22 protein-coding genes are annotated in these 23,351 nt (G+C 38.0%); 9 read left to right on the top strand and 13 right to left on the bottom strand.

From position 1 onward, the window contains the following. Together LGQ02_RS07885 and LGQ02_RS07880 are read right to left on the bottom strand one after the other, a co-directional pair. Positions 1 to 909: an ABC transporter ATP-binding protein gene (locus LGQ02_RS07885; protein WP_226517641.1), complete on the bottom strand. Its 909-nt coding sequence runs from the start codon at positions 907 to 909 to the stop codon at positions 1 to 3. Positions 910 to 1,074: 165 nt separating this feature from the next. Continuing rightward, entirely contained in the window at positions 1,075 to 1,866 is a 792-nt protein-coding gene (locus LGQ02_RS07880) for an SDR family NAD(P)-dependent oxidoreductase (protein WP_226517640.1), read from the bottom strand. A 505-nt stretch (positions 1,867 to 2,371) separates the two neighbouring features. Between LGQ02_RS07880 and LGQ02_RS07875 the strand changes: the two genes are divergently transcribed. From LGQ02_RS07875 to LGQ02_RS07855, 5 genes are all read left to right on the top strand, one after another. Further along, positions 2,372 to 3,685: a phytoene desaturase family protein gene (locus tag LGQ02_RS07875; protein WP_226517639.1), complete on the top strand. Its 1,314-nt coding sequence runs from the start codon at positions 2,372 to 2,374 to the stop codon at positions 3,683 to 3,685. A gap of 166 nt (positions 3,686 to 3,851) precedes the next feature. Then, the gene (locus LGQ02_RS07870) at positions 3,852 to 4,706 is read left to right on the top strand and encodes an ion transporter (RefSeq protein ID WP_226517638.1); all 855 of its coding nucleotides are present in this window, start codon (positions 3,852 to 3,854) and stop codon (positions 4,704 to 4,706) included. A gap of 340 nt (positions 4,707 to 5,046) precedes the next feature. Continuing rightward, on the top strand, positions 5,047 to 5,340 hold the full coding sequence (locus LGQ02_RS07865; RefSeq protein ID WP_226517637.1) for a MerR family transcriptional regulator: 294 nt from the start codon (positions 5,047 to 5,049) through the stop codon (positions 5,338 to 5,340). Between the two features lie 146 nt (positions 5,341 to 5,486). After that, the gene (locus tag LGQ02_RS07860) at positions 5,487 to 6,425 is read left to right on the top strand and encodes a divergent polysaccharide deacetylase family protein (RefSeq protein ID WP_226517636.1); all 939 of its coding nucleotides are present in this window, start codon (positions 5,487 to 5,489) and stop codon (positions 6,423 to 6,425) included. Continuing rightward, positions 6,418 to 6,963, top strand: coding sequence for a GNAT family N-acetyltransferase (locus LGQ02_RS07855; RefSeq protein ID WP_226518253.1), 546 nt, complete (start codon positions 6,418 to 6,420; stop codon positions 6,961 to 6,963). Before LGQ02_RS07860 ends, LGQ02_RS07855 begins: the two co-directional genes overlap by 8 nt. A 58-nt stretch (positions 6,964 to 7,021) precedes the next feature. Here the strand turns inward: LGQ02_RS07855 and LGQ02_RS07850 are convergent, their stop codons facing one another. Next, positions 7,022 to 8,644 carry a M20/M25/M40 family metallo-hydrolase gene (locus LGQ02_RS07850; RefSeq protein WP_226517635.1) on the bottom strand — a complete coding sequence of 541 codons (1,623 nt, stop codon included), beginning with the start codon at positions 8,642 to 8,644 and terminating at the stop codon, positions 7,022 to 7,024. Between the two features lie 102 nt (positions 8,645 to 8,746). Continuing rightward, the gene (locus tag LGQ02_RS07845) at positions 8,747 to 8,992 is read right to left on the bottom strand and encodes a hypothetical protein (protein ID WP_226517634.1); all 246 of its coding nucleotides are present in this window, start codon (positions 8,990 to 8,992) and stop codon (positions 8,747 to 8,749) included. A 226-nt stretch (positions 8,993 to 9,218) separates the two neighbouring features. On the opposite strand from LGQ02_RS07845, the gene cbpB reads away from it, so the two are divergent. Together cbpB and namA are read left to right on the top strand one after the other, a co-directional pair. Next, positions 9,219 to 9,668, top strand: coding sequence for a cyclic-di-AMP-binding protein CbpB (gene cbpB, locus LGQ02_RS07840; protein WP_226518252.1), 450 nt, complete (start codon positions 9,219 to 9,221; stop codon positions 9,666 to 9,668). Between the two features lie 313 nt (positions 9,669 to 9,981). Beyond that, a complete protein-coding gene (namA, locus tag LGQ02_RS07835; RefSeq protein WP_226517633.1) occupies positions 9,982 to 10,998 on the top strand; it encodes an NADPH dehydrogenase NamA in 1,017 nt (338 codons plus the stop codon). 190 nt (positions 10,999 to 11,188) lie between these two features. On the opposite strand, the gene LGQ02_RS07830 is transcribed toward namA, so the two are convergent. Beyond that, complete coding sequence (locus LGQ02_RS07830) at positions 11,189 to 11,623, bottom strand: SRPBCC family protein (protein ID WP_226517632.1); 435 nt, start codon at positions 11,621 to 11,623, stop codon at positions 11,189 to 11,191. A gap of 85 nt (positions 11,624 to 11,708) precedes the next feature. Between LGQ02_RS07830 and LGQ02_RS07825 the strand changes: the two genes are divergently transcribed. Then, a complete protein-coding gene (locus tag LGQ02_RS07825; protein WP_226517631.1) occupies positions 11,709 to 12,941 on the top strand; it encodes a DUF4236 domain-containing protein in 1,233 nt (410 codons plus the stop codon). A gap of 50 nt (positions 12,942 to 12,991) precedes the next feature. On the opposite strand, the gene LGQ02_RS07820 is transcribed toward LGQ02_RS07825, so the two are convergent. From LGQ02_RS07820 to LGQ02_RS07790, 6 genes are all read right to left on the bottom strand, one after another. Beyond that, positions 12,992 to 13,432, bottom strand: a complete 441-nt coding sequence (locus LGQ02_RS07820) for a YaaR family protein (RefSeq protein WP_226518251.1) — start codon at positions 13,430 to 13,432, stop codon at positions 12,992 to 12,994. A 177-nt stretch (positions 13,433 to 13,609) separates the two neighbouring features. Beyond that, a complete protein-coding gene (locus LGQ02_RS21370) occupies positions 13,610 to 15,985 on the bottom strand; it encodes a flagellin N-terminal helical domain-containing protein (protein WP_319003517.1) in 2,376 nt (791 codons plus the stop codon). Between the two features lie 14 nt (positions 15,986 to 15,999). Beyond that, the gene (fliS, locus tag LGQ02_RS07805) at positions 16,000 to 16,413 is read right to left on the bottom strand and encodes a flagellar export chaperone FliS (RefSeq protein WP_226517630.1); all 414 of its coding nucleotides are present in this window, start codon (positions 16,411 to 16,413) and stop codon (positions 16,000 to 16,002) included. Between the two features lie 95 nt (positions 16,414 to 16,508). Then, positions 16,509 to 16,808, bottom strand: coding sequence for an EscU/YscU/HrcU family type III secretion system export apparatus switch protein (locus LGQ02_RS07800; protein ID WP_226517629.1), 300 nt, complete (start codon positions 16,806 to 16,808; stop codon positions 16,509 to 16,511). Next, positions 16,805 to 19,249: a hypothetical protein gene (locus tag LGQ02_RS07795; protein ID WP_226517628.1), complete on the bottom strand. Its 2,445-nt coding sequence runs from the start codon at positions 19,247 to 19,249 to the stop codon at positions 16,805 to 16,807. Before LGQ02_RS07795 ends, LGQ02_RS07800 begins: the two co-directional genes overlap by 4 nt. A gap of 120 nt (positions 19,250 to 19,369) precedes the next feature. Further along, a complete protein-coding gene (locus LGQ02_RS07790) occupies positions 19,370 to 20,647 on the bottom strand; it encodes a DNA polymerase IV (protein WP_226517627.1) in 1,278 nt (425 codons plus the stop codon). 248 nt (positions 20,648 to 20,895) lie between these two features. On the opposite strand from LGQ02_RS07790, the gene LGQ02_RS07785 reads away from it, so the two are divergent. Beyond that, positions 20,896 to 21,093, top strand: a complete 198-nt coding sequence (locus tag LGQ02_RS07785; RefSeq protein WP_226517626.1) for a hypothetical protein — start codon at positions 20,896 to 20,898, stop codon at positions 21,091 to 21,093. Between the two features lie 37 nt (positions 21,094 to 21,130). Here LGQ02_RS07785 and LGQ02_RS07780 read toward each other — a convergent pair whose 3' ends face one another. Continuing rightward, complete coding sequence (locus LGQ02_RS07780; RefSeq protein WP_226517625.1) at positions 21,131 to 21,628, bottom strand: MarR family winged helix-turn-helix transcriptional regulator; 498 nt, start codon at positions 21,626 to 21,628, stop codon at positions 21,131 to 21,133. Positions 21,629 to 21,947: 319 nt separating this feature from the next. Next, positions 21,948 to 23,063 (bottom strand): M20/M25/M40 family metallo-hydrolase, encoded by a 1,116-nt coding sequence (locus tag LGQ02_RS07775; RefSeq protein WP_226517624.1) that lies wholly within the window; start codon positions 23,061 to 23,063, stop codon positions 21,948 to 21,950. Between the last annotated feature and the right edge of the window lie 288 nt (positions 23,064 to 23,351).

Here is a 23,351-nt window from a genome sequence, read left to right as displayed (position 1 = left end):
TCAATCCCTTAAAGATGATCCTGTCAGTGACAGGAAGATATCTTCTAAACTTTGTTTCGTAATCTCAAGACGCTCGACTTGCGCTTCTTTTTTTAAAAGCAGGTCTGCGATATCATCGATCACCTGTAAGGGTTCATTCGTATCAATTTTATATCCTTCTTTCACATCGGAAACTTCGCCGAACTGTTTTAAATCTTCTTTTTTTACACCTGTTCCTTGAACAAATATAGAAGGCGTTGCATACTTCACAAGGATTTCTCTTACTGTTCCACTTTCTACAATCTGCCCTTGGTCAATGAGCGCAATTTTGTCACACAAGTTTTCTACTTCTTCCATGTAATGGCTTGAATAGAGCACCGTCTTCCCTTCTGACTTCAAATCATTAATAATGTCAAAAATATGATTTCTTGATTGGGGGTCAACACCAACTGTCGGTTCGTCTAAAATGATTAAATCCGGGTCATGGAGTAAAGCACATGAAATATTCATACGTCTTTTCATCCCTCCAGAAAAATTCGTCACCGGATCCTTCCTTCGATCAAATAGACCGACTTTCTTTAAAACTTCATCCATCCGTTTTTTTAGTTGCTTGCCTTTCAATCCATAAATACGTCCAAAAAACGAAAGGTTATCAATCGCTGTCAACTTCTCCTCAAGACAAATATCTTGAGGGACATATCCAATTCGCCTTTGTATCGCAGTCTTATCCTTTCTTAGCGGCTGGTTGAAAAGAGACACATCTCCTTCAAAGTCTTCTAGAATACTAGAAAGGATTTTCATAAGTGTCGACTTCCCCGCCCCATTCGGACCGATCAGACCGAAACAAATTCCTTCATCAATATGTAAATCGATATTCTCTAATGCTCTTCGATCCCCATACCGCTTATTTACATTCAAGAGCTCAATCATAATCTCCCTCCTAAAATTTATTAACCATTATTTATTGTAAGCGAACAGTAGAGAACATTCCATATTTTTCTAACGATCATCCAAGATTAACCAGGTGCCAGGCACCTGGTTAATTTTGGATAAGAAAAGCATCACCCTTTTAATGAATGATGCAATACTTCATGTTTATTTTTTTCGAAATTGTTTTCCTGCAACCGCTTCTACTAAGGTTGGATACACTTGATAAAGCTTTGATGCTGCACTCATCCATCGCGGTAAGTTTAGCTCTCGTTTCGGTTTTTCAATTAAGTCAACGGTTTTAATAGCTACTTTTTCTGAGTCAAGCATGTAGCGTTCAACGTTCTTTTGATATTCGCCACTTTTATCAGCCATATCAAAAAACTTCGTTCGTACTGGACCAGGATTGACAACGCTAACGTTCACATTTTCATCAGCAACTTCCATGCGTAAACTGTTCGCAAACCCTAAAATGGCATGCTTTGATGCGGAATAGCCACTCGACTTTGGCGTCGCTAACTTCCCTGCTTGTGACGCAATAAAAATAATATGCCCTTCGTTTTTCTCGATCATCGAAGGTAAAACGGACTTGGTACTTGAAATCGCCCCAAAAACATTCACTTGAAACATCGCTTCAATATCCTCGATTGACGCTTCTTGAACGGAATCGAACAAGCCAAACCCTGCATTATTAACTAATACAGTAACATGACCGATCGTCTGTTTAATATTTAAAAAGACGTCATGAATATCTTCTTTATTTGAAATGTCGACTTCGAAAACATAAGGAGCGACACCTGTTTCTTCCTTAATTTCAGAAGCGATATTTAAAAGTTTTCCATAGGAGCGAGCCATCAAAATCGGCACTCCACCTCGCCTTGCTACTTCCCTAGCCACCTCTTCCCCAATTCCACTTGACGCTCCAGTAATGACTACTCGCTGTTTACTCCAATCAATCATCCGTATCGTATCCTCTCATAATTATCAATGCATTCATTATAAACGGTTCTTTAATAACTTGTCTTTTATTGAACGAAAAATATAACAAACCTACTAATTATTTTTTCATTATGAAATATCAATACCTGTTATCACGGCTTCACGTTCATATAAACATCATACAAAATATGTAGTTTTTAATTGCGCAGTATAAACGTAAGGTCCATTTGCTTCGTACCATAGACCTTCTTCCTATTCATGATGTTTAACAATCATTCATCGCGTATATTGTCGTAACACATGTATAATGATAAGACATTAATGAAACGAACAAAATGTTTTTAATGTTGAAAGTGCTAGAGTTAGAAAATTCTGAATATAATAAACTGTACCTTTTCAAATGAGTACCTCTAAGTTATACTATACAATATGCAAATAGTGTTATCTTACATTTAATTTATTTTGAACTCATTTATACGTGTTACGAATGAACCATCGTTTTTTTCCTATATTAGGAGGTATCTTCATGAAAACAAGCCAATACGACGTTGTGATCGTCGGCGGTGGCTTAGCAGGATTATCATCCGCTGCTTATTTAGCCAACTCTGGTAAAAAAGTAGCCTTAATTGAAAGTGGAAAACTTGGAGGCCGTGCAACGGTCATGAATTTAAAAGGTTTCCAATTTAATTATGGAGCTCATGCAATTTACGGGCGGGACCAATCCTACTTAACCACTCTTGAGAAAGAACTTAAACTCAACTTATATTGGGCAGATTTTACACAATTGAAAGCTAAATACGACTTAGGTGAAGAAGTGTCAGTTGTCCCAACAAACATCGGCGGTCTCATTCAAACCAAACTTTTAAAGGGCATGGACAAATTCCGTTTTGCCTATCATATCCTTTTTACGATGCTCGGTTTTGAAAAAGGCGACCCTAAAGTATCGATACAAGATTGGATTGATGAAAGGAAAATTAGTCCTTCTGTAAAAGAAATGATGCTAAATTTAGCTGCATCAAATTTCTTCACCGGGGAACCTGAAAAAATCCCTTCTGACGTGTTCTTTTCTTACTATCGCCGTTTATTTAAAACAAACATTCCAGTTAGCTATATTCAAGGTGGCTGGGAAGAGTTAATTAAACAGTTTATCGATATCATCGAAGATAATAATGGGAAAGTGTTTACAAAAACGAAAATTACAAATGTTAAGACGGAAAACGATGTGGTGAAAGAAGCTTTCTCCAAAAAGGAAAGCTTTAAAGCAGATCATTTTGTCTTTGCAATCCCGCCGGATCAACTACGTACTGTTTTTGAGCATACACCCGTTGAGCACGACTTAAAGCGCTATTCTGAGTACGAACCAACATACGTCATGTTTTACGATATTGGTTTAAAAAAGCGGATCGACTCTCCCTACACATATATTTTTGACCGTGACCGACAAATCTTTATTACCGATATTTCTTACTATGATATGGAAGCGGCACCCCCTGGAGGGCAACTACTCCAAGCGATTGCTTACTTAAAAGAACACGAAGTCGATGACCCAGCCGCTTACGAACGGATAAAGAGCCGAATCGAAGATTTCTACGATAAACATTTTGAAGGATGGCGAAAGCAATTAGTTGTTCCGCGTGTCTCCAACAAAGCCGTCGTTCAAGCGATCAAATGGACGATGACACAACGCGGATTACCTACTCACTTCTCAAGTCTCTCAAACTTATACTTTGCCGGAGATTGGTGTGAAGGAGAAGGACAATTATCAGAGCTTTCATTTTCAAGTGCATACCGCGTTTCTCAAGAAATCATCAAAAAGCAAACTGAACAAAAAGGAGCCTAACCTTTAATCATGCAGAGCAGTTATTAGTGAACTGCTCTGTTTTTATTGTCCATACACTTATTTTTATAGATTTGCTTTCATTATCTATTTATTCTTCCTTCCCTTTTTAGTAGAATAGTAGACGGCTAACATGCAATCCATCGTATTTTTTTGGAGGCTAAACAAAATGACAACTGAACAAACAACACCAAAGTGGAAACAGCATTTACAAAACCTTGTAGAACATAAATACTTTCATACCGCCATTATCTTACTGATCTTATTTAACGCAATCATTGTTGGAATAGAAACATACCCTACAATTTATGCAGATTATAAATCACTCTTTTTCACATTAGACTTTATCCTTTTATGGATCTTTACAATTGAAATTGCATTACGATTACTTGCAGCACCTTCATTTAAAGGTTTCTTTAAAAGTGGCTGGAACTGGTTTGACTTTTTAATCGTTACAGCTGGACATGTTTTTGCAGGTGCTCATTTTGTCACAGTGCTACGTATATTACGTGTGCTCCGTGTTTTCCGTGCGATTTCGGTTATTCCATCGTTACGAAAACTTGTTGATGCACTCGTTATGACGATTCCATCTTTAGGAAATATTTTATTGCTCATGAGCATCATCTTTTACATCTTTGCAGTAACTGGGACGATGTTATTTCAAACAGTGGCGCCAGAGTACTTTGGTACATTGGAATTATCACTACTCACTTTATTCCAAGTGGTCACATTGGAGTCTTGGGCAAGTGAAGTAATGCGACCAATCTTTCATGAGTTACCTTGGTCTTGGGTTTACTTTGTATCGTTCGTACTCGTTGGAACATTTGTCATCTTCAACCTCTTTATTGGTGTCATCGTCAACAATGTCGAAAAATCGGAAACAGCTGACGAAGAAGACGTAAAAGAAACGCAAGAAGATGTTAAAGATACTCACGAGGAAGTAATGGCATTACGAGAAGAGGTTAGAGAATTAAAGGAACTAATGAAGCAGCAAATTGATGAGAATAACAATCATCCAGGTTAAAGAAACTTTGGTCGCCAATATCTCGATTGGTGACCTTTCTTTTTCAACACGGGCCCCATGAACGCTTCATGACACTCCATCTTTCCTTCCTCATGAATATGAACACTTCATGGTACTTTTCCTCTAAGGACCGCTTGCATCAGCACCAGTACAGCTAAATTCTTCCCAACACTCCTACCTTGACTTTGTACCACCTACAAAAATGGCACTTTTCTACAACACCACCTCAAATATAAATCCCCTTGTAAGGTTTTCTTACATCTTTTACATTCAGTTATCATTTTTTATGATATAGTATGAAAAAGATGAACTAGAAACGTGATGGAGGAAGGGATCGGCATTGTCCTATAAAGAACGTAAAGTAATTACAATCGGGGTGGTCAGTGAGCTTACTGGACTTTCAGAACGCCAAATTCGTTATTATGAAGAACGTAAACTGATCTTTCCTGAACGCAGTAATGGAGGTACGAGGAAATATTCTTTTAATGATGTAGAACGCCTCGTTGATATTGCAAATAAAATGGAAGATGGGATGCAAACATTTGAAATCCGCAGAGAAATGAAAAGAAAGGCAGGTCTTAGAGAAAAAATGCTGCGTGGACAGTTAAATGCTGCATTTAAAATACGTAAATAACGCCTCCTTTAAGCATTTTGAGCACCTTCTCCTCCCCCTTTTTCCTTTATAAAACAAAAAAATCCATTTTATCTCCCCCACTTCTTCATGAACATCCATACAGTTGGCATACTAAAGACAAAATGATGTTCATGAGGTGAATAAAGATGAATCCATTAGTAAAACTCCTAAAAGAAACAAAAAGTATCTTGACTTGTCTATTAGGCAAAAATATTCCGAATCCTACAAATTTTTCTCCTGACAAACTTTCCTCTTTACAATTGATAAAATTGTTGGTTATAATTTTTTCGCTCACTTCCATCTCTGTCTTTAGTACGACAAGTATAAGTTATGCCCAAGAACCTAGCTTAGACTCTCCTAAAGCTGCGATTATTATCGATGACTTCGGAGGAGAGACTGGCGGAGTTAAGGACTTTTTTGACTCAGATATTCCGATCACCTTCGCGATTATGCCATTTTTAGAGCATTCGACCGAACAAGCGAAAAAAGCGAACGAACTTGGCTTTGAAGTAATTATTCATATGCCATTAGAGCCAAAAAGAGGGAAACGATCGTGGTTAGGTCCATCACCGATCACCTCAGATTTATCTACAGAAGAGGTGAAAAAGAGAGTCCGTAATGCCATTGAAGATGTCCCACACGCAAAGGGACTAAATAACCATATGGGATCTAAAATCGTCGGTGATGAACGAATCATGCGTGCAATCATGGAAGTAGCTAAAGAACATGAATTATATGTCATTGACAGCGGTACCAATCCCAAGTCTGTTATTCCACAACTAGCACAAGAAATGAACATTCCGTTTGAAATTCGTGATCGCTTTATAGATGACAGTATGTCGAGTAGAAATCATGTTTATAGACAAATGGTAAAAGTATGTGAGTTAGCAAAAGACCACGGAGAAGTAATCGCTATTGGACACGTCGGCGTAAAAGGAATAGATACGTTTAACGGAATTAATGATTCTCTACCTTACTTTGTGAAAAATAACGTGCAGATTGTTCCTGCTTCTCACTTAATTGAAACAAAAATTGAGCAAGAACCAGATAAATTTTGGCAAGGAGAAGGAGAAAGTGATGAATAAAACAAAAGAAAGACTAGTAATGAATTTTACAGCAAAAGACGGTACGGAAGTTACATTACGCCCCGCAGTAAAGGATGATGCATTTGACATCATTACGAATGTACAAGACATTATTCAACAAGGACGTTACATTCAAAAAGAAAAAGTACGAACGATTGAAGAAGAACAATCATTCATTCAAGAAATGATTGAAAAAGATAATATGTATGTGGCAGTTGATATTGGTGGTCACGTTGTCGGCATTGCCAGACTCATTCGGGGAGACTTAAAAATGAAGAGGCATACTGCTTTATTTCGAACATGGTTAAGTAAAGACGCCCAAGGGAAAGGGTTAGGTAAAAAAATCATGGAATATACGTTAGAATGGGGGCGAATTCATCAATTACATAAAATTTGCCTCACTGTTTTTGCAGAAAATAAAGTAGCCAAGCAACTCTATGAAAGATACGGATTTGTTACTGAAGGTGTTCAAAGAGAACAAATTTACATCGACGGTAAATACGATGATGAAATATTTATGGCTTACTTTTATGAGTAAAACAATAACAGACCCGTAAAAAACCACGGGTCTGTTTGTCCGTTTCATTTCACTTTTCCTACTTTGAAAAAATGAAGTGTATTCCTTTTTTAATAAGTGGAGGCAACTTTTCAAACGAATAGGTTACATTTAACCGTTCTGTCCAACTGTGTGGGTCTTTACCAAGTGGACCAAAATTGACGACTGCCATATCAAGCTCCTCCATTTCTTTCAACGGAAGGTTGTAACTTACATTCCATAACGGCATATTTTTCGTTAAAGAATGAAGGTGAACTGCTGATTCTCCTAACGAAGTATAACTCAAATCTGATAAGCCAGGAAAATAATGAACCGTTTCTAAGTTAATATTTAGACGTTCTTTCGCTTCTTTTGTTAAATAACGACACAATCCAATCACTGTTTCGTTTTCTTCTGAAGAAACTGCAGGGTAATATGGGGGTGCATAAAATAAAACAATCATGGGGGCTAACTCTTTACAAAGCGATGCAATTTCATTGACCATTTGGATCGTCAGTTCACGCTCATCCCCATCTGTTTCATTTGCTTGAATAAAAGATACTCGTCTTTCTACCTCATCTTCTCCTGCCGTTTTAATCGCATAATCAAGAAGCTCTTGAAACGTAAAAACATTGATTTTCCTCTCCTTTGGGGAATAATCATGGATTTCAGCGAAGGCAGTTTCCCTATCTTTATAAGCAATGGCAATTTTTTCAGCTGTCGATCTAGCAATTTTCAACAATTGACCTGTCACTTCTTTTGCCGTCTTTTTCATCGTCATTAAATTAAAAATCATTACAGCAGTATGAGGTATTTGCACAGAATAATCTAGTTTCAGATCTTTTTGTAATAAAGATGTTGGAGGAGGCGTCTTTTCTTTCCCGACCTTTTCAGATAACGTAGGGTTTAATTCGATTGCATCTGTTAAATAAGAGGTCATGAAGTTCCCATTTAATCCTGAAAAAGGTTCTGCTACATGTGACTCTTCTCCAAAACAATAAAAACCAGGTAACATTTTCCCTAATGAGCCTTGATATATATATAATTGTTCATCACCTGGAAATGTCGAAAAAACCGGCTCAGTATTCCAGACAACTTCATATTTTAATTGATGTTGTTTTGCTAGGTCTAATAATACTGGTGTAGCAGCACGCATTCCCGTTGAATTCACTTCCTCATCAGGAACAGCTAAGAACACGATATTCCCCTCAAATTCTCCGTTGGAAGCCGCTTCGACCATGGACATACAGATCGCTATACCAGCCTTCATATCCATCGTTCCTCGCCCAAATAGCCACTCATCCTTTTCTAGGTCTTTTTGAATGATCGGTGGAAGCTGCTCTTTTTGTTCAAACATTTGCTTCGTCAATTCCCTCGGCCTAAATGCCAAGTGCTTCCATTCACCATAATCTTCTACATCCACTACATCCAAATGCCCCATTAATATCACAGTTTTCTCTGTGTTTGTCTTACTTTTTACAAAAGCCGTCACAAATTTTCGCCCATCATCTGTATAATGGGTTTGGAGAAATCCTTCATGCTCTTTAAAGTAAGGAAGAGAACGTAGTTCATAATCTACAAACTCCATAATACCAATTTCTTCTTCGGAGCCTGTAACACTACCATATTCCACAAGAGAAATCGTGAGATCTTTTACCCCTTCAGCTGTTTGCCACTTTTCCATTTTTCTTCACTCCTAAAAGCCCGCTATAAAGCAAAGTGTCTCCTTACCACACACATTCTCTGTGATGTGCGAAAAAACCTTTAACGAATACAGATTTTTACTTTATGAATGGGCTTTTATGAACTGGACGATTTCAGCTGGTTCTTTGTTAATAAATGTTTCCGTTGTTTTGTACCCTTCTTTTTTTCGCCTTTCATATGTTTTTTTTGATATAGGGCGTTTTTTCCCCCACATAATCGATGATGGATCGTCCCACGTATTAAAAGTGATCATTTCTTGTTTATAAAAATAACAATTTCCTGAAGGATATTTTTCACAAATATATTTGACTGTTTGTTTACTATGCATAACGCTCACCTCACCATCAGTATGGATCGATAGAAAAAAGAATAAACTAAAGACAAGCACGATAGCTCACTTTTTTCATAAACATAATGTAAGCGCTTACAATATTTGTTGACAATTTCTTCGTTTCCAACTAACATATTAAATGGGTATAAATGATATTTCATAAGTAATCTCAAGGTGGTTAAGAAATTGAGGTTAAATCTAACAAAGGAAAGTGTGCATGGAAATGCAAAAACTTGAAGAATCGAACATTTTAGGAAAAGAAATTACACCGTTTTTAATTCCCGCTGAAAAAGTGGCTCATGTTCAACCAGATAATTCGTTAGAACACGCTCTGCTCGTTCTCGTAAAATCTGGATATACAGCAATCCCTGTATTGGATACTGCATTTAAATTAAAAGGCTTAATTAGCAAAGCTGAAATATTAGATACGATCTTAGGAATCGAGAAAATTGAACCTGAAAGACTAAATGACACAAAAGTAAAAGACGTTATGTCCACGTCTCTAGCTTGCATCAATGATTTTTCGCCTTTTGAAAAAGCTTTGTCGTACTCTATTAACCATCCGTTCGTTTGTGTTGAAGACGATTTCGGCTCTTTTATAGGGATCATCACTCGAAGTAAACTGTTAGCCTACTTAAATGGATATTTACACGAGCAAAGGAAAAAGCAATAAACAATGTGCAATGGCATTCAAAAATATTATTTTATAAGCATGAACACGAAAAGCCGTTTTAATACTTGAAACGGCTTTTTTATATTTAACTAATATGTCGTGCCTACACTCCGTATATAAATATGTAAGCCTCTATCACCTTACATAAATAAAAGAAATTTAGCTCGTTGCAACTAACGCTCCCCCTTTGCTCACAAGGTTCTGCAATCACCAAGCCCCTTTATGTTTCAAGTATTTTCTGACAAATCTTCTTCGTTATGTTACATTTATTAATGACTATTTAGACAGGCGAAAGAAAAGGAGTGCGTACAAGATGGAAACAAAATTGTTTACACCGATTTCCTTTAAAGGAGTCACATTAAAAAATCGAATTGTCATGTCCCCGATGTGTATGTATTCTTCACACGATGAAGATGGTAAAGTCACGGATTGGCATTTCACCCATTACATAAGCCGCGCGATTGGACAAGTCGGTTTAATCATGACAGAAGCAACGCCCGTTACTCAACAAGGTCAAATCTCTCCCCAAGATTTAGGGATATGGAGCGATAACCATATTGAAGGGTTGAGGAAGCTAATAAAAGGAATCAAAGCATACGGAGCGAAAACAGCCATTCAACTTGGCCATGCAGGGAGAAAAGCAATTTATGATGGTGAGATTCTCGCACCTTCACCTATAGCATTCGTTGATAAGTTAAAAGTGCCAAAAGAGATGACAAAAGAGGATATTGAACGAACAATCGAAGCTTTTAAAGAAGGAGCAAGACGCTCTAAAGAAGCTGGTTTTGACATGATTGAAATTCACGGCGCTCACGGCTATTTAATTAGCCAATTTTTATCGCCCCTCTCTAATAAGAGAACAGATGAATACGGGGGCTCTCGTGAAAACCGCTTCCGTTTCCTAAAAGAAATCATCGAACGTGTTAATACTGTTTGGGACGGCCCGCTCTTTGTCAGAATATCTGCAGATGAATATCATAAAGAAGGCAACAAACTGAACGACTTCGTATACTTTACAAAAGAATTAAAAGAACTGAATGTCGATTTAATTGATTGTAGTACCGGTGGAATTGTTAGAACACCCATCAACGTATATCCTGGCTATCAGTTACGTCATGCTGAAACAATCAAACGAGAGGCAAATATTGCAACAGGTGCAGTAGGTCTTATTACAACTGGCACACAAGCAGAAGAAATCTTACAAAATGAACGTGCTGATTTAGTGTTTATTGGCCGAGAACTGTTAAGAGATCCTTACTGGCCAAGGACAGCCGCAAAAGAGCTCGGTGTTGAACTAGAAGCCCCAAAACAATATAGGCGTTCCTGGTAAAAAACAATAGTGCTCGTTGTGTCTTTCCGGGGCCTCTGAAGACTTCGTAACCGTCGACACAGCTCATAGATTAGCTAAGCATCAATGGAAAAAATGTCAATATCAATGACGACTCAATGGTGATCTTCCACGGCATTTTGTCTCCTCTATAGGCACCATGAAGCTTTGACCCAAAAGCATCTCTAGAATATCATTTTTCGAGGTGCTTTTTTAGTTGCTTCTTCCGACTATGAAACATTCCATAAAGACCAGCCTTTATATAAACTGATGGAATATACGATTCGAACTGAACTGTATCGACCATTTTAGTGCGTTCTTCATCTAATTTTTCAAACGAATGGACGTGCTTCCACTCTTTTAACGGAAAAGGAAGTACATTTGCGACATCAACAAAAAACTCCTTATCCTTTATATTAATGACCTCACCTTTCCATTCAAAACTTGCAAAATAAAATTGCATATTCAAATGGATGACAGCCCCTTTATACATGCCCTTATCCCCCAACAACTCAATTTTCGGATAAGTTGTAATGTTGACTAGGTTTTCGTTAGATTGAAAGAAACACCATACTTCAGGCAAAGGTTTTTCAATCATTGTTTCAAACGTAAATGTTCCCTTAAACACGTAACCGCCCCTTTTAACTTCTCTTTATATCTTTTACAATATTAGTATCTTAAGTTTAACGGTTTAGAAGAAGGGTGTGAAGCAAATGAGCTTTCGTTTTCAAAAACGAGTAAGGGTGGCACCAGGTGTACGTATCAACTTTAGTAAACGAGGTGTCAGTAGCTCTGTTGGCCGTCGCGGGGCATCGATGACAATTGGTAAAAGAGGACTTTACGGAAATGCTGGAATTCCTGGCACAGGACTTTCTTATCGAACAAAACTTAACAGGGGAAATAGTCGTAAAAAAAGCAGTATGAACCAACAAAGAACAGGAAAGCCAGATGCTGAAAAGGTCCAAGTGAACTGGGACGCTCAAAATAACGACCTCGACTTCCAAACAGAAGATGGTCGTTCTCTCACTGATACCGAAATACGTAAAGTAAGAAGTTTACATAAAGAAGAAATTCGCGAAATTTACGAAGAAAAAGCAAAAGAAATCAACGAGAAAACAGATAAACTACTCGACTTACACCACCATTTATTTAACCAAGATAAAGACCTAACAAATGTTGCCGCGAACAGTTTGACATTAAGTGTTGATCGTCCCAATCGTGAAAATATTTATCACGACATTGAATTGGAAAAGAAAAGCACCCTTTCCTTCTTTGATCAATTAAAGCTTTTCCTTCCGAGTAAGCGAAAAGAATTCCAAGAAGAAGTAAACAAAATCACTGACGAGTCCTTTAAAGAAGAGTTAAGAACATTTGAAGAGGAATCAACTGCCATTGAAGAAGAAAAACGTTATAGAATGTTATTAGCAAAAAAAGTGGAGCAAGGTGATACTGAAGCAATGGAAGAATGGCTTAGCCTCTTTTTAGATGAAGTTGATTTCCCTTTAGAGACAGACGTCGATTTTCAAATCATTTCAGATAAGAAAGCCTATGTAGATATCGACTTACCTAAGTTAGAAGATGTTCCTTTTGAAAAAGCTCGCGTATTAAAAACGAACCGTCTAAAGGTTGAAAATAAAACACAGAGAGATCACCGCGAAGACTATGCAATTATGGTAGGTGGCTCAGCTTTTTATTTAGCTAGTTTTTTCTTTTCTTACTTACCAACTCTAGAGGAAGTCGTTATCTCTGGATATAATCAAGTGCTCGACGATTCAACCGGCCACGATGTCGACCAATACATTTATAGTTTAATCATTGACCGAAGCACTCTTAACTCGATGAACATGGAGAATGTACACCCTATTAAAGCTTTCGAACATTTTTCATCGATTATAGATGCGACAAAAACATACATTTTTAAAGAAATTGAACCCTATCAGCCGTAACAAAAACGAAGAGCTGTCTTTCTGTGTCAAGCACATAAGACAGCTCTTTTTTACGCGTAAATGTTCACTAATAATCCACGTATTTCGCCAACCATATCTAAAATATCGATCCCTTTTTTCTGTTCCTTTAATACGGCATCCGTTATGTCTAGAAGCTTACGATCAACCTCACGGACAATTTTATAAACTTTTGTTCGCCCTCTTCGGTTAAAACCTTTTTGTTCTTCGAGACTAAGGCCAAGCTTCACTGCATCATCCATAAATTCTTTAACTAGCTGTTTATATTTCCTTAGTTCATCAACCGTCCTTGATTCGGCTAGTACTTTTCCTTGGTCATCTATTTTGGTTAAAAGTTGGTTTAATTTTTCATATTGCTGATTGTTTCGTCCTTGCTTCATTATTTCTTGGAACGTTGTTTTTGCCTCTGTTCCAGATGATTTTTTTTGATTTGTTTTTTGCAACCCAGTTCTTCCGACTTTTTGCACATCCATCATAAGAACTCCTTTTCTATGACATCCACTTTATTATAAAAGATTATAACTACTGTTCCAAGTGACTTTTTTCTTTCTTTACGTAAAAGTTTTTTCAAAACGTATTTTTGTCTTAGCAAGTATTATTCGAAGCATTGAAAAAGGAAGACCCCAAATGGAGCCTTCCTGTAGATTTCATTATTGAAGCAACTGAAGTACACCTTGTGGCAATTGGTTTGCTTGTGCTAGCATCGCTGTTGCTGACTGATTCAAGATATTGTTACGAGTGAACTCAGTCATTTCAAGAGCCATGTCCGCATCACGAATTCGGGACTCCGCACTCGTTAAGTTTTCTTGCGTTACTTGCAAGTTGTTAATTGTGTGCTCCATACGGTTTTGCGTTGCACCGAGCTTTGCACGGATAGAAGATACATTTTGAATCGCTTGATCAATGGAATGGATCGCGTCATTTGCACCATCTTGGGTATGAACACTGACTTCATCAATTCCAAGACGAACAGTATTTAATTCGGAAACATCAATCATGACATTTTGATTCGTATTTGGACCGATTTGGAAAGAGAGAGCATTGTTGATCACTGAGTACTCAGACTTTCCTTCGCGGATATCACTATTGAATGTAAATTCTACACCACCGTGTTCGATTTTTCCGTTAACAGTTGTTAACGTCTTCGAAAATGCAACTGGTTCGTATTGTGCAGTACTAACGACATATGGCTCACGTACAATTGGTGAGCTGTCTTCATTTGTATTGTTCGTTACGACAAGCATATCACGTTCAACTTTTGTATCATCACCCGCAACGCTCCATGCTTGAACTCCGCTATAACCATCAGCAACAAGGGCATTACGTACATCATTTGTAGTTACTTTTGGATCAGCTTCTGTGTTAATCGAAACGACCCCAGTACTTGAGTTAACAACTGCTTTTGGACCGTCAACTCCTAATTGTTCTTGTGCGACACGGAATAAACGGTCTTCTCCGTCTGAGTTAGTGACAGAGAAGTAAGTTGATTCGTACTCACTTTCTAGCTTTGTTTCATCTCCTGTTACTGCTTCTTCTACTATTGGTTTAAAAAGATCGCCTATATGTTCATTGTCATCACCAAAAGTAGTCATTGCTTCATCAATCTTTCCAATAAGTGTGCCAATAGCACTCACTACATCTCCGTTATCTAAATCATTATTATCTTCAAGTGTTTGAGTTGCAGCGTTTATAGCATCTTCAATAATTGCCTCATTTGTCTTCCCTGCTAAAGCACTGTTTTTTGCAGCCTGAAATGCTGCTTCAACAGCTTGATCCACATATTCTACACCTTCAGTTTTAGCAGCACTAATGTCATCTTCTAGTTCTTCTAGGAATTCATCTTTTATATCCGTGAAATTTCCAAAATTACCATCTAGATTTATGGATTCTGCACTTTGTGTTGATGCTTTTAAGTTGACTGGATTCCCATCTTTATCTAGTTCAGGTTCATTAGACATCAACATCGGCTCTAAAACAGCAAGCTTTTCATACCCTGATGGTAGTCCACCATCTTCACCTTGAGAAGGCATTCCTAACTGTGTATCAGCATTCAATACATTTTCTACCGTTGTATCTTGATCACCTTGGTTTACTACTGGTACGTTTATGAAACGACCATCTACTTCAGCTTCACGATAAGTAGGTGTCTGTTCATTACGGTCTTTAGATACTGTAAAAGTAGCTTCAGCTTCCATTGTTACTTTAGCTGTGCCAGATCCGTTAATTTTACTGACATCAATTTTTAAGCCACCGATTGTTTGGTGCTGTTCATCTGCACCAGGTCCTACTGCAACTGCTCTCTTCCCATCTTCAACTGGTAAACCATTTGGACCGAGAACTTCAATTGTTGCCCCTGTATTCCCGTTATCTTCATTATATTCGCGAACATTAATCGTATATTCACCTAGCGCTTGATTTTTAACATTAGGATCAAACTCAATGTCACCTTCGTCTTTTAGCCCTGCTGCAGGTTGAGTAATGTTATATTTAATTTCATGGTCAGGTCCTACATCAACAGCATACCTGCCTGATTCAACATTTGGATCAATTACTTCAGGAAGGCCTACAACGTTTGTATGGTTGTAATCAACCACACTTAATACCGCACTTGATCCGTTTAATAGTTTGCGAGTGTTAAATTCTGTCTTTTCTGCAACACTATCAATTTCCGTTTGTAATTGACGAATTTCTTTTTGGATCTCTGCTCGGTCTTGATCTGTATTTGTATCATTAGCGCCTTGAACAGCTAATTCCCTCATACGCTGCAACATAGAGTGAACTTCTGTCATTGCCCCTTCGGCTGTTTGAAGTAAAGAAATACCATCCATCGCGTTACGCTCAGCCATCTGTAAACCTCTTATTTGGGAACGCATTTTTTCAGAAATCGCAAGTCCTGCTGCATCGTCTGATGCACGGTTAATACGAAGACCAGACGAGAGCTTCTCTAAGTTCTTTGAAGTTTGGAACTGGTTTTGATTTAAATTTCGATACGCATTGAGCGCTTGAATATTATTATTAATTTTCATTCTTTACTCCCCTTCTACTCAAACATCACATTTTTTTCGTAAGCACTTGCCTTTTGTTTCATCATTTTCGGCTGATTATCGACGTTCTTTTTCATCGCATTTTGCCATGAAGAAGAGATTTCTTGAAGAGTCGTGATTACCTCATCTAAAATCGCTTCATCTTTTTTAAAGTTCGCTTGAATAATTCTTCCAGCCATATAATTATATAAAGCATCTAATTGATCTGCGATGATACCAGCTTCATAGTTGATACCAGCACCTAATCGATGCAAGATGTCGTTAGCCTTTTGCATTTTTTCATTAGACAACACATAATCTTTGTCTACAATTGCCTGCTTTGCTTCCTCTAAGTTATCGAGAAGTGCTTCATACAGTAATGCCGTAATCTCTTGTGACGTTTTTTTATGTAAAGCTTCATTTGAGATCATTCTTTTCACCTCCACGAAAACACTTGAACACATCCATGTATATTAGTTACTTCATCCTTGGTCTACTATATTTATCGGCATTTATTCGACAACAGTTAATAATTTCTTTCAATTTCTTCAATTAATAGTAGAATTTCTGCAATGACAGCATATAGTTGTGGAGGAATATTTTCACCTAAATCCATATCTAGCAGATTTTCTAGTAGAAGTGCATCCTCTTCCATATGAATATCATTTTCTTTTGCAAGTTCTAAAATCTTTTCAGCAATATACCCTTTTCCAGAAGCGACGACAGATGGTTCTTCTCCACTTGCTTCATCGTATCGAATCACTGCTGCTGATGGACCGTTCATTTTACGCCGGTTCACATGATTGAAATGCTTTGAAACCATCATATTTTAAAATCAAACCCTTTCTCTGTCATGACCGGTTGAAGATCAGCATTGTCATTCACCGATTCATTGTGAGAGTTGCTGACAACCTCATCTTCTCGGGATGTCATTGGTGAAAATTTAATCCCACTTACTTTATAGCCAACATCCTTCAGGTTATCGACGTATTTACTAACGAGTGCCTCAATTTCATTAGAATGATTCACTTTGTCATTTTTTAATGTGACACTCAGTGATCGGTCAGAGACATTTAATGCGATCCCTAGAGGACCGAGTTTTTTTGTGTCTATATGAAAATATAAGCTACAGTTTTCCCAATCTACTTTGTCACCTTCGTTACGAGAGTTAACGAAAACTTGAAGATTTTCAGCTTCATCTTTCAACATTAATGGAAGCTGGAGCATATGCATCTGCAAGTTCTGCTGTGGGTCATTTCTGTTCATCAATTGTTGCCCAGATAAGTTTTGCAGTGCTTGTTGTGCTTGTTGCTGCTGACCTCTTACATTCTCTTCTTCACCCCGAGCCATTTGTAAGAGCAATGATTTCATGTTCCTCTGATTGACATCTTGTGGAACGTCTTTTCCAGCTGATAAAAATTGTGCAATTTCTGCTTCCCTCGTTAATCCCATTGACCTTACACCTTCAAACACTTGACGTACTGAACCTTCATTGTTAGCAAGTGTTCGTGCTGTATGATCAAATTGGTGAGACAATCGATGTGCAGAAGGGCTTTGTTCTCTCCAGCCTTGTTCTTGCGTCATAAAATGTTGCACACGTTGATTTGAAGGACGAAATTGGATACCATCCATTGTTCGTTGAACTTCTCGAACAATTTGCCTTGCTTCATCATGACGACCTTTCGAAAGAAGTTTTTTCGCATCTGCTAACTTACTACTGGCACCTAACATTTTTCTTTCTGTTTTCATATCTGCAAATAGCATCCAGTCATTTTTCATAATTGCCCGATCTAATTGTTTAATGACATTTTCCAGCATCGGCTTTGTCTGCTGCACAGCATGTTGACGAAATTGCTGAATCATTGTTTCTATTCGACTTAATTGCTTAGACACATCGCGTTGGAAGGCTTTGAAACTATCGGTAGCTGTAGCAAGGCGTTCAGTTACTTCAGTAACTAAAACGCTTTTAGATGAAATACCTGTCGTTTGCATAATTTCATTTCTCATATATTGCTGCATTTCTAATCTCGTATCAGATGCAGCTGTTGCTTGCTCGCTTCGTTGTATTGTTTGTTCTGCTTGTTGCAAGGAATCTATTACGATTTGACGTGCCTTAAGCTCTCTTCCTGACTCTAAACGATTCATTGCATCATTTAAACTTCCTTGAAGTCTATTTACTGTATCTTCAGGAAGTGCTGCTTGGCTCAATTCATTCCGTATTGTTTCAAGAGCAGACATTAAATTCGCTTCATTTCGTACTAATACTGACCAATTTTCAATAAGAGAAGCTGATTGATTATTTCCCCCAGGAAGTTGTGTCGTCATTGATGCACCCGTTAATCCTTGGGATTGACTTGAACTTAGCTGATGTATTAACGCTGCTACTCTCTCACTTGCTGCATTACGTCCAGACTTCGCTTGGATTTGCAACATTTCCCTTAAGGCATTATTAACCGTTTGTTGAAGCGTACTATCTCCACTTCGTTGAGTTACTTGTTGGAGTTGTTCAATAGACTGACGCAAATTTTGACCTGTCTGTAAACTAGTACGAACTTGTTCAACAGCTCGAATAATTGCTTCACGAGATGAAAGGTCTCTGTTAGAGGCACTGGAAGGTTCACGAATAGCATTGGCCATTTCTTGACGTACTTGTCCCTCTCGATCAACTGACCTTGGTGTTGTATTTTGAGTTAAATTTTTTAAATGGTCTGTAGACCTTTGCCCATGTAATGCTTCATGAACAGCTCTTATTTGATTAGACGTCGGTTCGACTCTCTTTTGTGCCATCATATGAAGGGTTTGTGTACGCTGTCGTTCTGTTCCCGCTCCAGATTGAAGATAGCGATTCATTTCATTAATCGATTCTCTCGTTAATGGAACACCACGATCGAGCATTCGTTGAATAGATTGACGAAGTTCCGGGCTAGGCTCTCTATGACCAAATTGACGGAGCACTCTTGTTGAAGCTTGTTGCTCTCTACTCCCACTCGATCGGCTTTCGCCTTGTGATTGACGAGTATCTGCTTCAATTGCGCGAACTCGAACACCGTCCTCTGTCCTTCCTTCAACTTGAACTGTGACACGATCTCCTTGAGGAACTCTTCCCTCGAACTTCGCTTTTACTTCTTGTCCTCTTATCGAAATAACTGCTTCTCGATCAGAAGTACGTGATTCTATTTTCGCTTTATAAACATCGCCTTCTCTAAGCTGTAGAGGACGCCCTTGATTATTTGACTGTATATTCGTTGTCTGTCCTTGAATTTCCATAAGTAAACACTTCCTATCACAAACTCTCTTTTATTTTATCGGTTAATTACGGTGATAGATTAAGTAATTTCACTCGGCAAAAATAAAAAGCGTGGACCAATTCTGATCACCACGCTTTCATCACTCATCTTTTGAGAATAGATTATCTCTTAAAAAATCTTTTTCAAGACTCGTTCCCCTTTTATTTTTATCTCGAATCTTGCCACTTTTGTCTTCGCCTAGCTGCGTTCCCTTTAAGAGGGCACTTTCACCAAATTTATTTCTTAACAAATCTACAGTACTGCTTAATTTCTCTTCTTTCTCATCTTTTTTATAAGAAAATAAGTCAAGCTGCTTATATGCATGTCCTTTCTCTACTAGATCCATTGCTGTTACACCTAAAAGACGTATTGATTCGCCATTCCAATATTTTTCCCATAACCGCCAAGCAGCTTGAAAAATATCATCATGTGAACTAACAGGATGAGGAAGTTTACTACTTCTCGTAATCGTTTTTCGGTCGTGATACCTTATTGTCAGCTGTATATTTCCTGAATAGACGTCTTTTCGTCTCATTCGCCTCCCAACAGAGTCAGATAAGTTCATAAGTATTTTCTTAACGAGTACTGCATTTGTTGTGTCTTCAGGTAAAGTCGTCGAATTACCGATGCTTTTAAACTCATCAACCGCATCAGGATCGACTGGTCTATCACATATGCCGTGAGCTTTTTCGTACATTCTTTCTCCTGCAACACCGAAACGTGCTTTCAAGTATTGCTGATCTGATTGTGCGATTTCCTGAATCGTTGTAATACCGAGCGACTTTAATTTTTCTGCCGTTTTTGAACCAACTCCGTGCATCTCTATTACAGGTAAGGGCCATAGTCTATCTCTTACTTCTCGTTTTCGCAAAACCGTTATTCCCATCGGTTTCTTCATATCACTAGCCATTTTTGCTAAAAACTTATTTGGAGCAATGCCGATACTGCATGGTAAATTCAGCTCTGACTTAATACGATGCTGAATATGTTCAGCTAACTCGATTGCCTTTAAATTAGCGTCCGGCGATGTGACATCCATATATCCTTCATCGATGGAGACTGGCTCAACAAGAGGGGTATATTCATATAATATTTGAAACATCCTTTTCGACGCTTCGCGGTATCTATCAAAGTTGGGTTCCCGAACGGTGAGTTCTGGGCACACTTTTAATGCTTCCCATAAAGGCATGGGTGTCTTGACTCCACGAGCTCTCGCTTCATAACTGGCTGTAACTACAATACCTTTCCGTTTCTCGGCATTACCTGCAATCGCAAGTGGTTTACCTTGTAACGAATGATCGTGAGCAGCTTCTACGGAAGCGTAAAAACTATTCATATCTACGTGAAATATGATCCGATGTTTTTTCTTTTGCTCCATCGTAACATCCTCCCAATACCATGATGCCTGTCAATAAAAATAAAATCAACAAAATTGCTATTCTGGTCTAACGGATCATTTAAAAGGGGCGGAAAACTTCAGTTTGGATATGATAATCAAAAAAATACAAGAGAACTTTCTTATGTTTTTCCGACAATTTTTTATATTTTCACACATCCTTTTCCCCTTATAACAAGCATAACTATGTTACGATGAAAATAGTATAGATGGAAAGGCGGTCGATACATTTGGCCAAGTTAAAAAGAAGTCACTCCATCCATGATATTGTTTTATTTCTCGTTACAGAAGTCGTATCTACACATAAACAAAATAAAATGCCTTCACCAACGATTCATCAGATCGCAAATAAAATTGGCTACTCTGAAGAAACGATCTTAGAGTCACTCGAATTCGGAAAAATTGAGCCCGTCAGTTTACTTCAATAAGTAACTGCGGGCTCTTTCACTTTCGTTAATCCTTCTATTATTTACTTTCTTCATACTCTACTGTTGTTCGTTCTACCCAATCGACAAACTCTTCCCCATGAAAATACTTATTCACTTCACGGTGAAATCGAACTAGCTCATCCATAAACGCTTCATTTCCCGTTTCGTATTGATTAATAAAATCAAATAACTTGTAATCCTTTTCTTTTGAAAGCTCACGTTTTTCTTTTCCTTGTTTGGTGAGCTCTATATATGTTACACGTAAGTCTTGATCATCTTTCGTCATTTTTATTAATTTTTTCGCTTGTAGTCTCTTAATGATTTGCATGACCGTCGAACGATCCCAAAGGCCGATCTTCGCAATGTTTGAGATCGACACTTTCGATTCAGAGTGAACGATCCACATGACGTGCTGTTCAGCTAGTGTTAGTCCTAAAGTTTGGGCATTCTTCTGCCATTCATCTTCAAGTACTTTTCCTATGCCTCTTATGTAGTTTAATAGTAAGTGGTTGTTTAGATTTTCAGTCAGTTTCATCACTTCCCCAAAATAGTTATCTCTCTCTAATTAACATAATACCATATATCCCCATTTTTTTGGGAGGAATACAAGAGAACTAGAGTTGGTAGACAGCCCTAACAAGATCACTTCTAATTTTTTTCTTTATTGTTTAATTATCGCCGTCTTTCGCAAATAAATACTTGGATTGGTTAACTTTCTCAGCTTTTTCATCCGATGAACGTCACTGTGAATATGACTTGTAAGTGCTTTACACCACTTTTACCTCAAACTCGGAAACGATAAACTAACTTCGTTGAAAACAAAAAAGAACACTCATAAGAGTGCTCTTTCAAGCTTATTTTGCTGCAGTTTTAATGAGCGCAAGGACTAATTCAGATGCTTTGACAAGCTCTGTAATTGGCATCTTCTCATTTGTTGTATGAATTTCCTCGTAGCCGATTCCTAAGTTGATTGTCGGAATACCGTGACCTGCAATGATGTTTGCATCACTACCACCACCACTTGTCACAAGGTTGCTATCCCGTCCAATTGTTTGAATTGCTTCTTTCGCTACTTCAACGACATGATCACCGTCTTTATGCTTAAATCCTGGGTACATGACGTTAATTTCTACATCAACATCTCCACCCATTTCACTAGCTGCACCTTCAAACGCATCCTTCATCTGAGCTACTTGTTTCTCCATTTTTTCTGGTACAAGTGAACGTGCTTCAGCTAAAATATCTACACGGTCACAAACAATATTCGTTTGACTGCCGCCTTCAAATCTACCGATATTTGCTGTCGTTTCTTCATCAATTCGTCCTAATGGCATATTTGCTACAGCTTTTGAAGCAATCGTAATTGCAGAGACACCTTTTTCTGGGGCTACCCCAGCATGAGCCGTTTTTCCGTGTACGACAGCTTTTACTTTTGATTGTGTTGGTGCTGCGACAATAACAGTTCCAACTTCCCCATCACTATCAAGAGCGTAACCATATTTTGCGATGATATCGTTAGCGTTTAAAGCTTTTGCACCGACTAATCCTGATTCTTCACCAACTGTAATAATAAATTGGATCGTTCCATGTTCGATATTTTGTTCTTTTAAAACGCGAATTGCTTCAAGCATTGCAGCAATTCCAGCTTTATCATCGGCACCAAGAATTGTTGTTCCGTCGGACTTTATGTATCCATCTTCAATAATTGGTTCGATGCCTTTGCCAGGAACAACCGTATCCATATGTGATGTAAAGTAAATTGGATCAACATCTTTTGACCCTTCAAGGGTACAAATTAAGTTTCCCGCACCGTGTCTTGTTTGAGTTGTTGTATCATCTTCTTTTACTTTCACACCAAGCTCTTCAAATTTTGCTTTTAGGACATTGGCAATTTCACGCTCATATTTCGTTTCAGAGTCTACTTTAACTAATGTAATAAATTCATCAATTACTCTTTCTTTATTCACCATTATCTTTTCCTCCAACATAGTAAAATTCGTTCCTTACTCATTGTATACAAAACAACGTTTACAGCCAAGTCGGAAGCAATTTTATTTTGCCCCCTTAATGTTTACTTCGTTTGAATTCACAGTGTCTTCTTTGCACCTCTGGGCACAAGTGCGACATCTGTTCATTCTTCACTTCGTTTGAATTCACAGTGTCTTCTTTGCCGTGGGTAAGGCACTGGAGCTACTCAGGAAGACCTCATAGTTACTCGCGCAAAACAAAAAAGAAGTCTGACTCAGCCTACTAGGACT

Source organism: Bacillus shivajii (genome assembly GCF_020519665.1).
Classification (GTDB): domain Bacteria; phylum Bacillota; class Bacilli; order Bacillales; family Salisediminibacteriaceae; genus Bacillus_CA; species Bacillus_CA shivajii.
The sequence above is the reverse complement of the archived record's forward strand: the minus strand, read 5'-3'. Positions and strand labels throughout refer to the sequence as shown.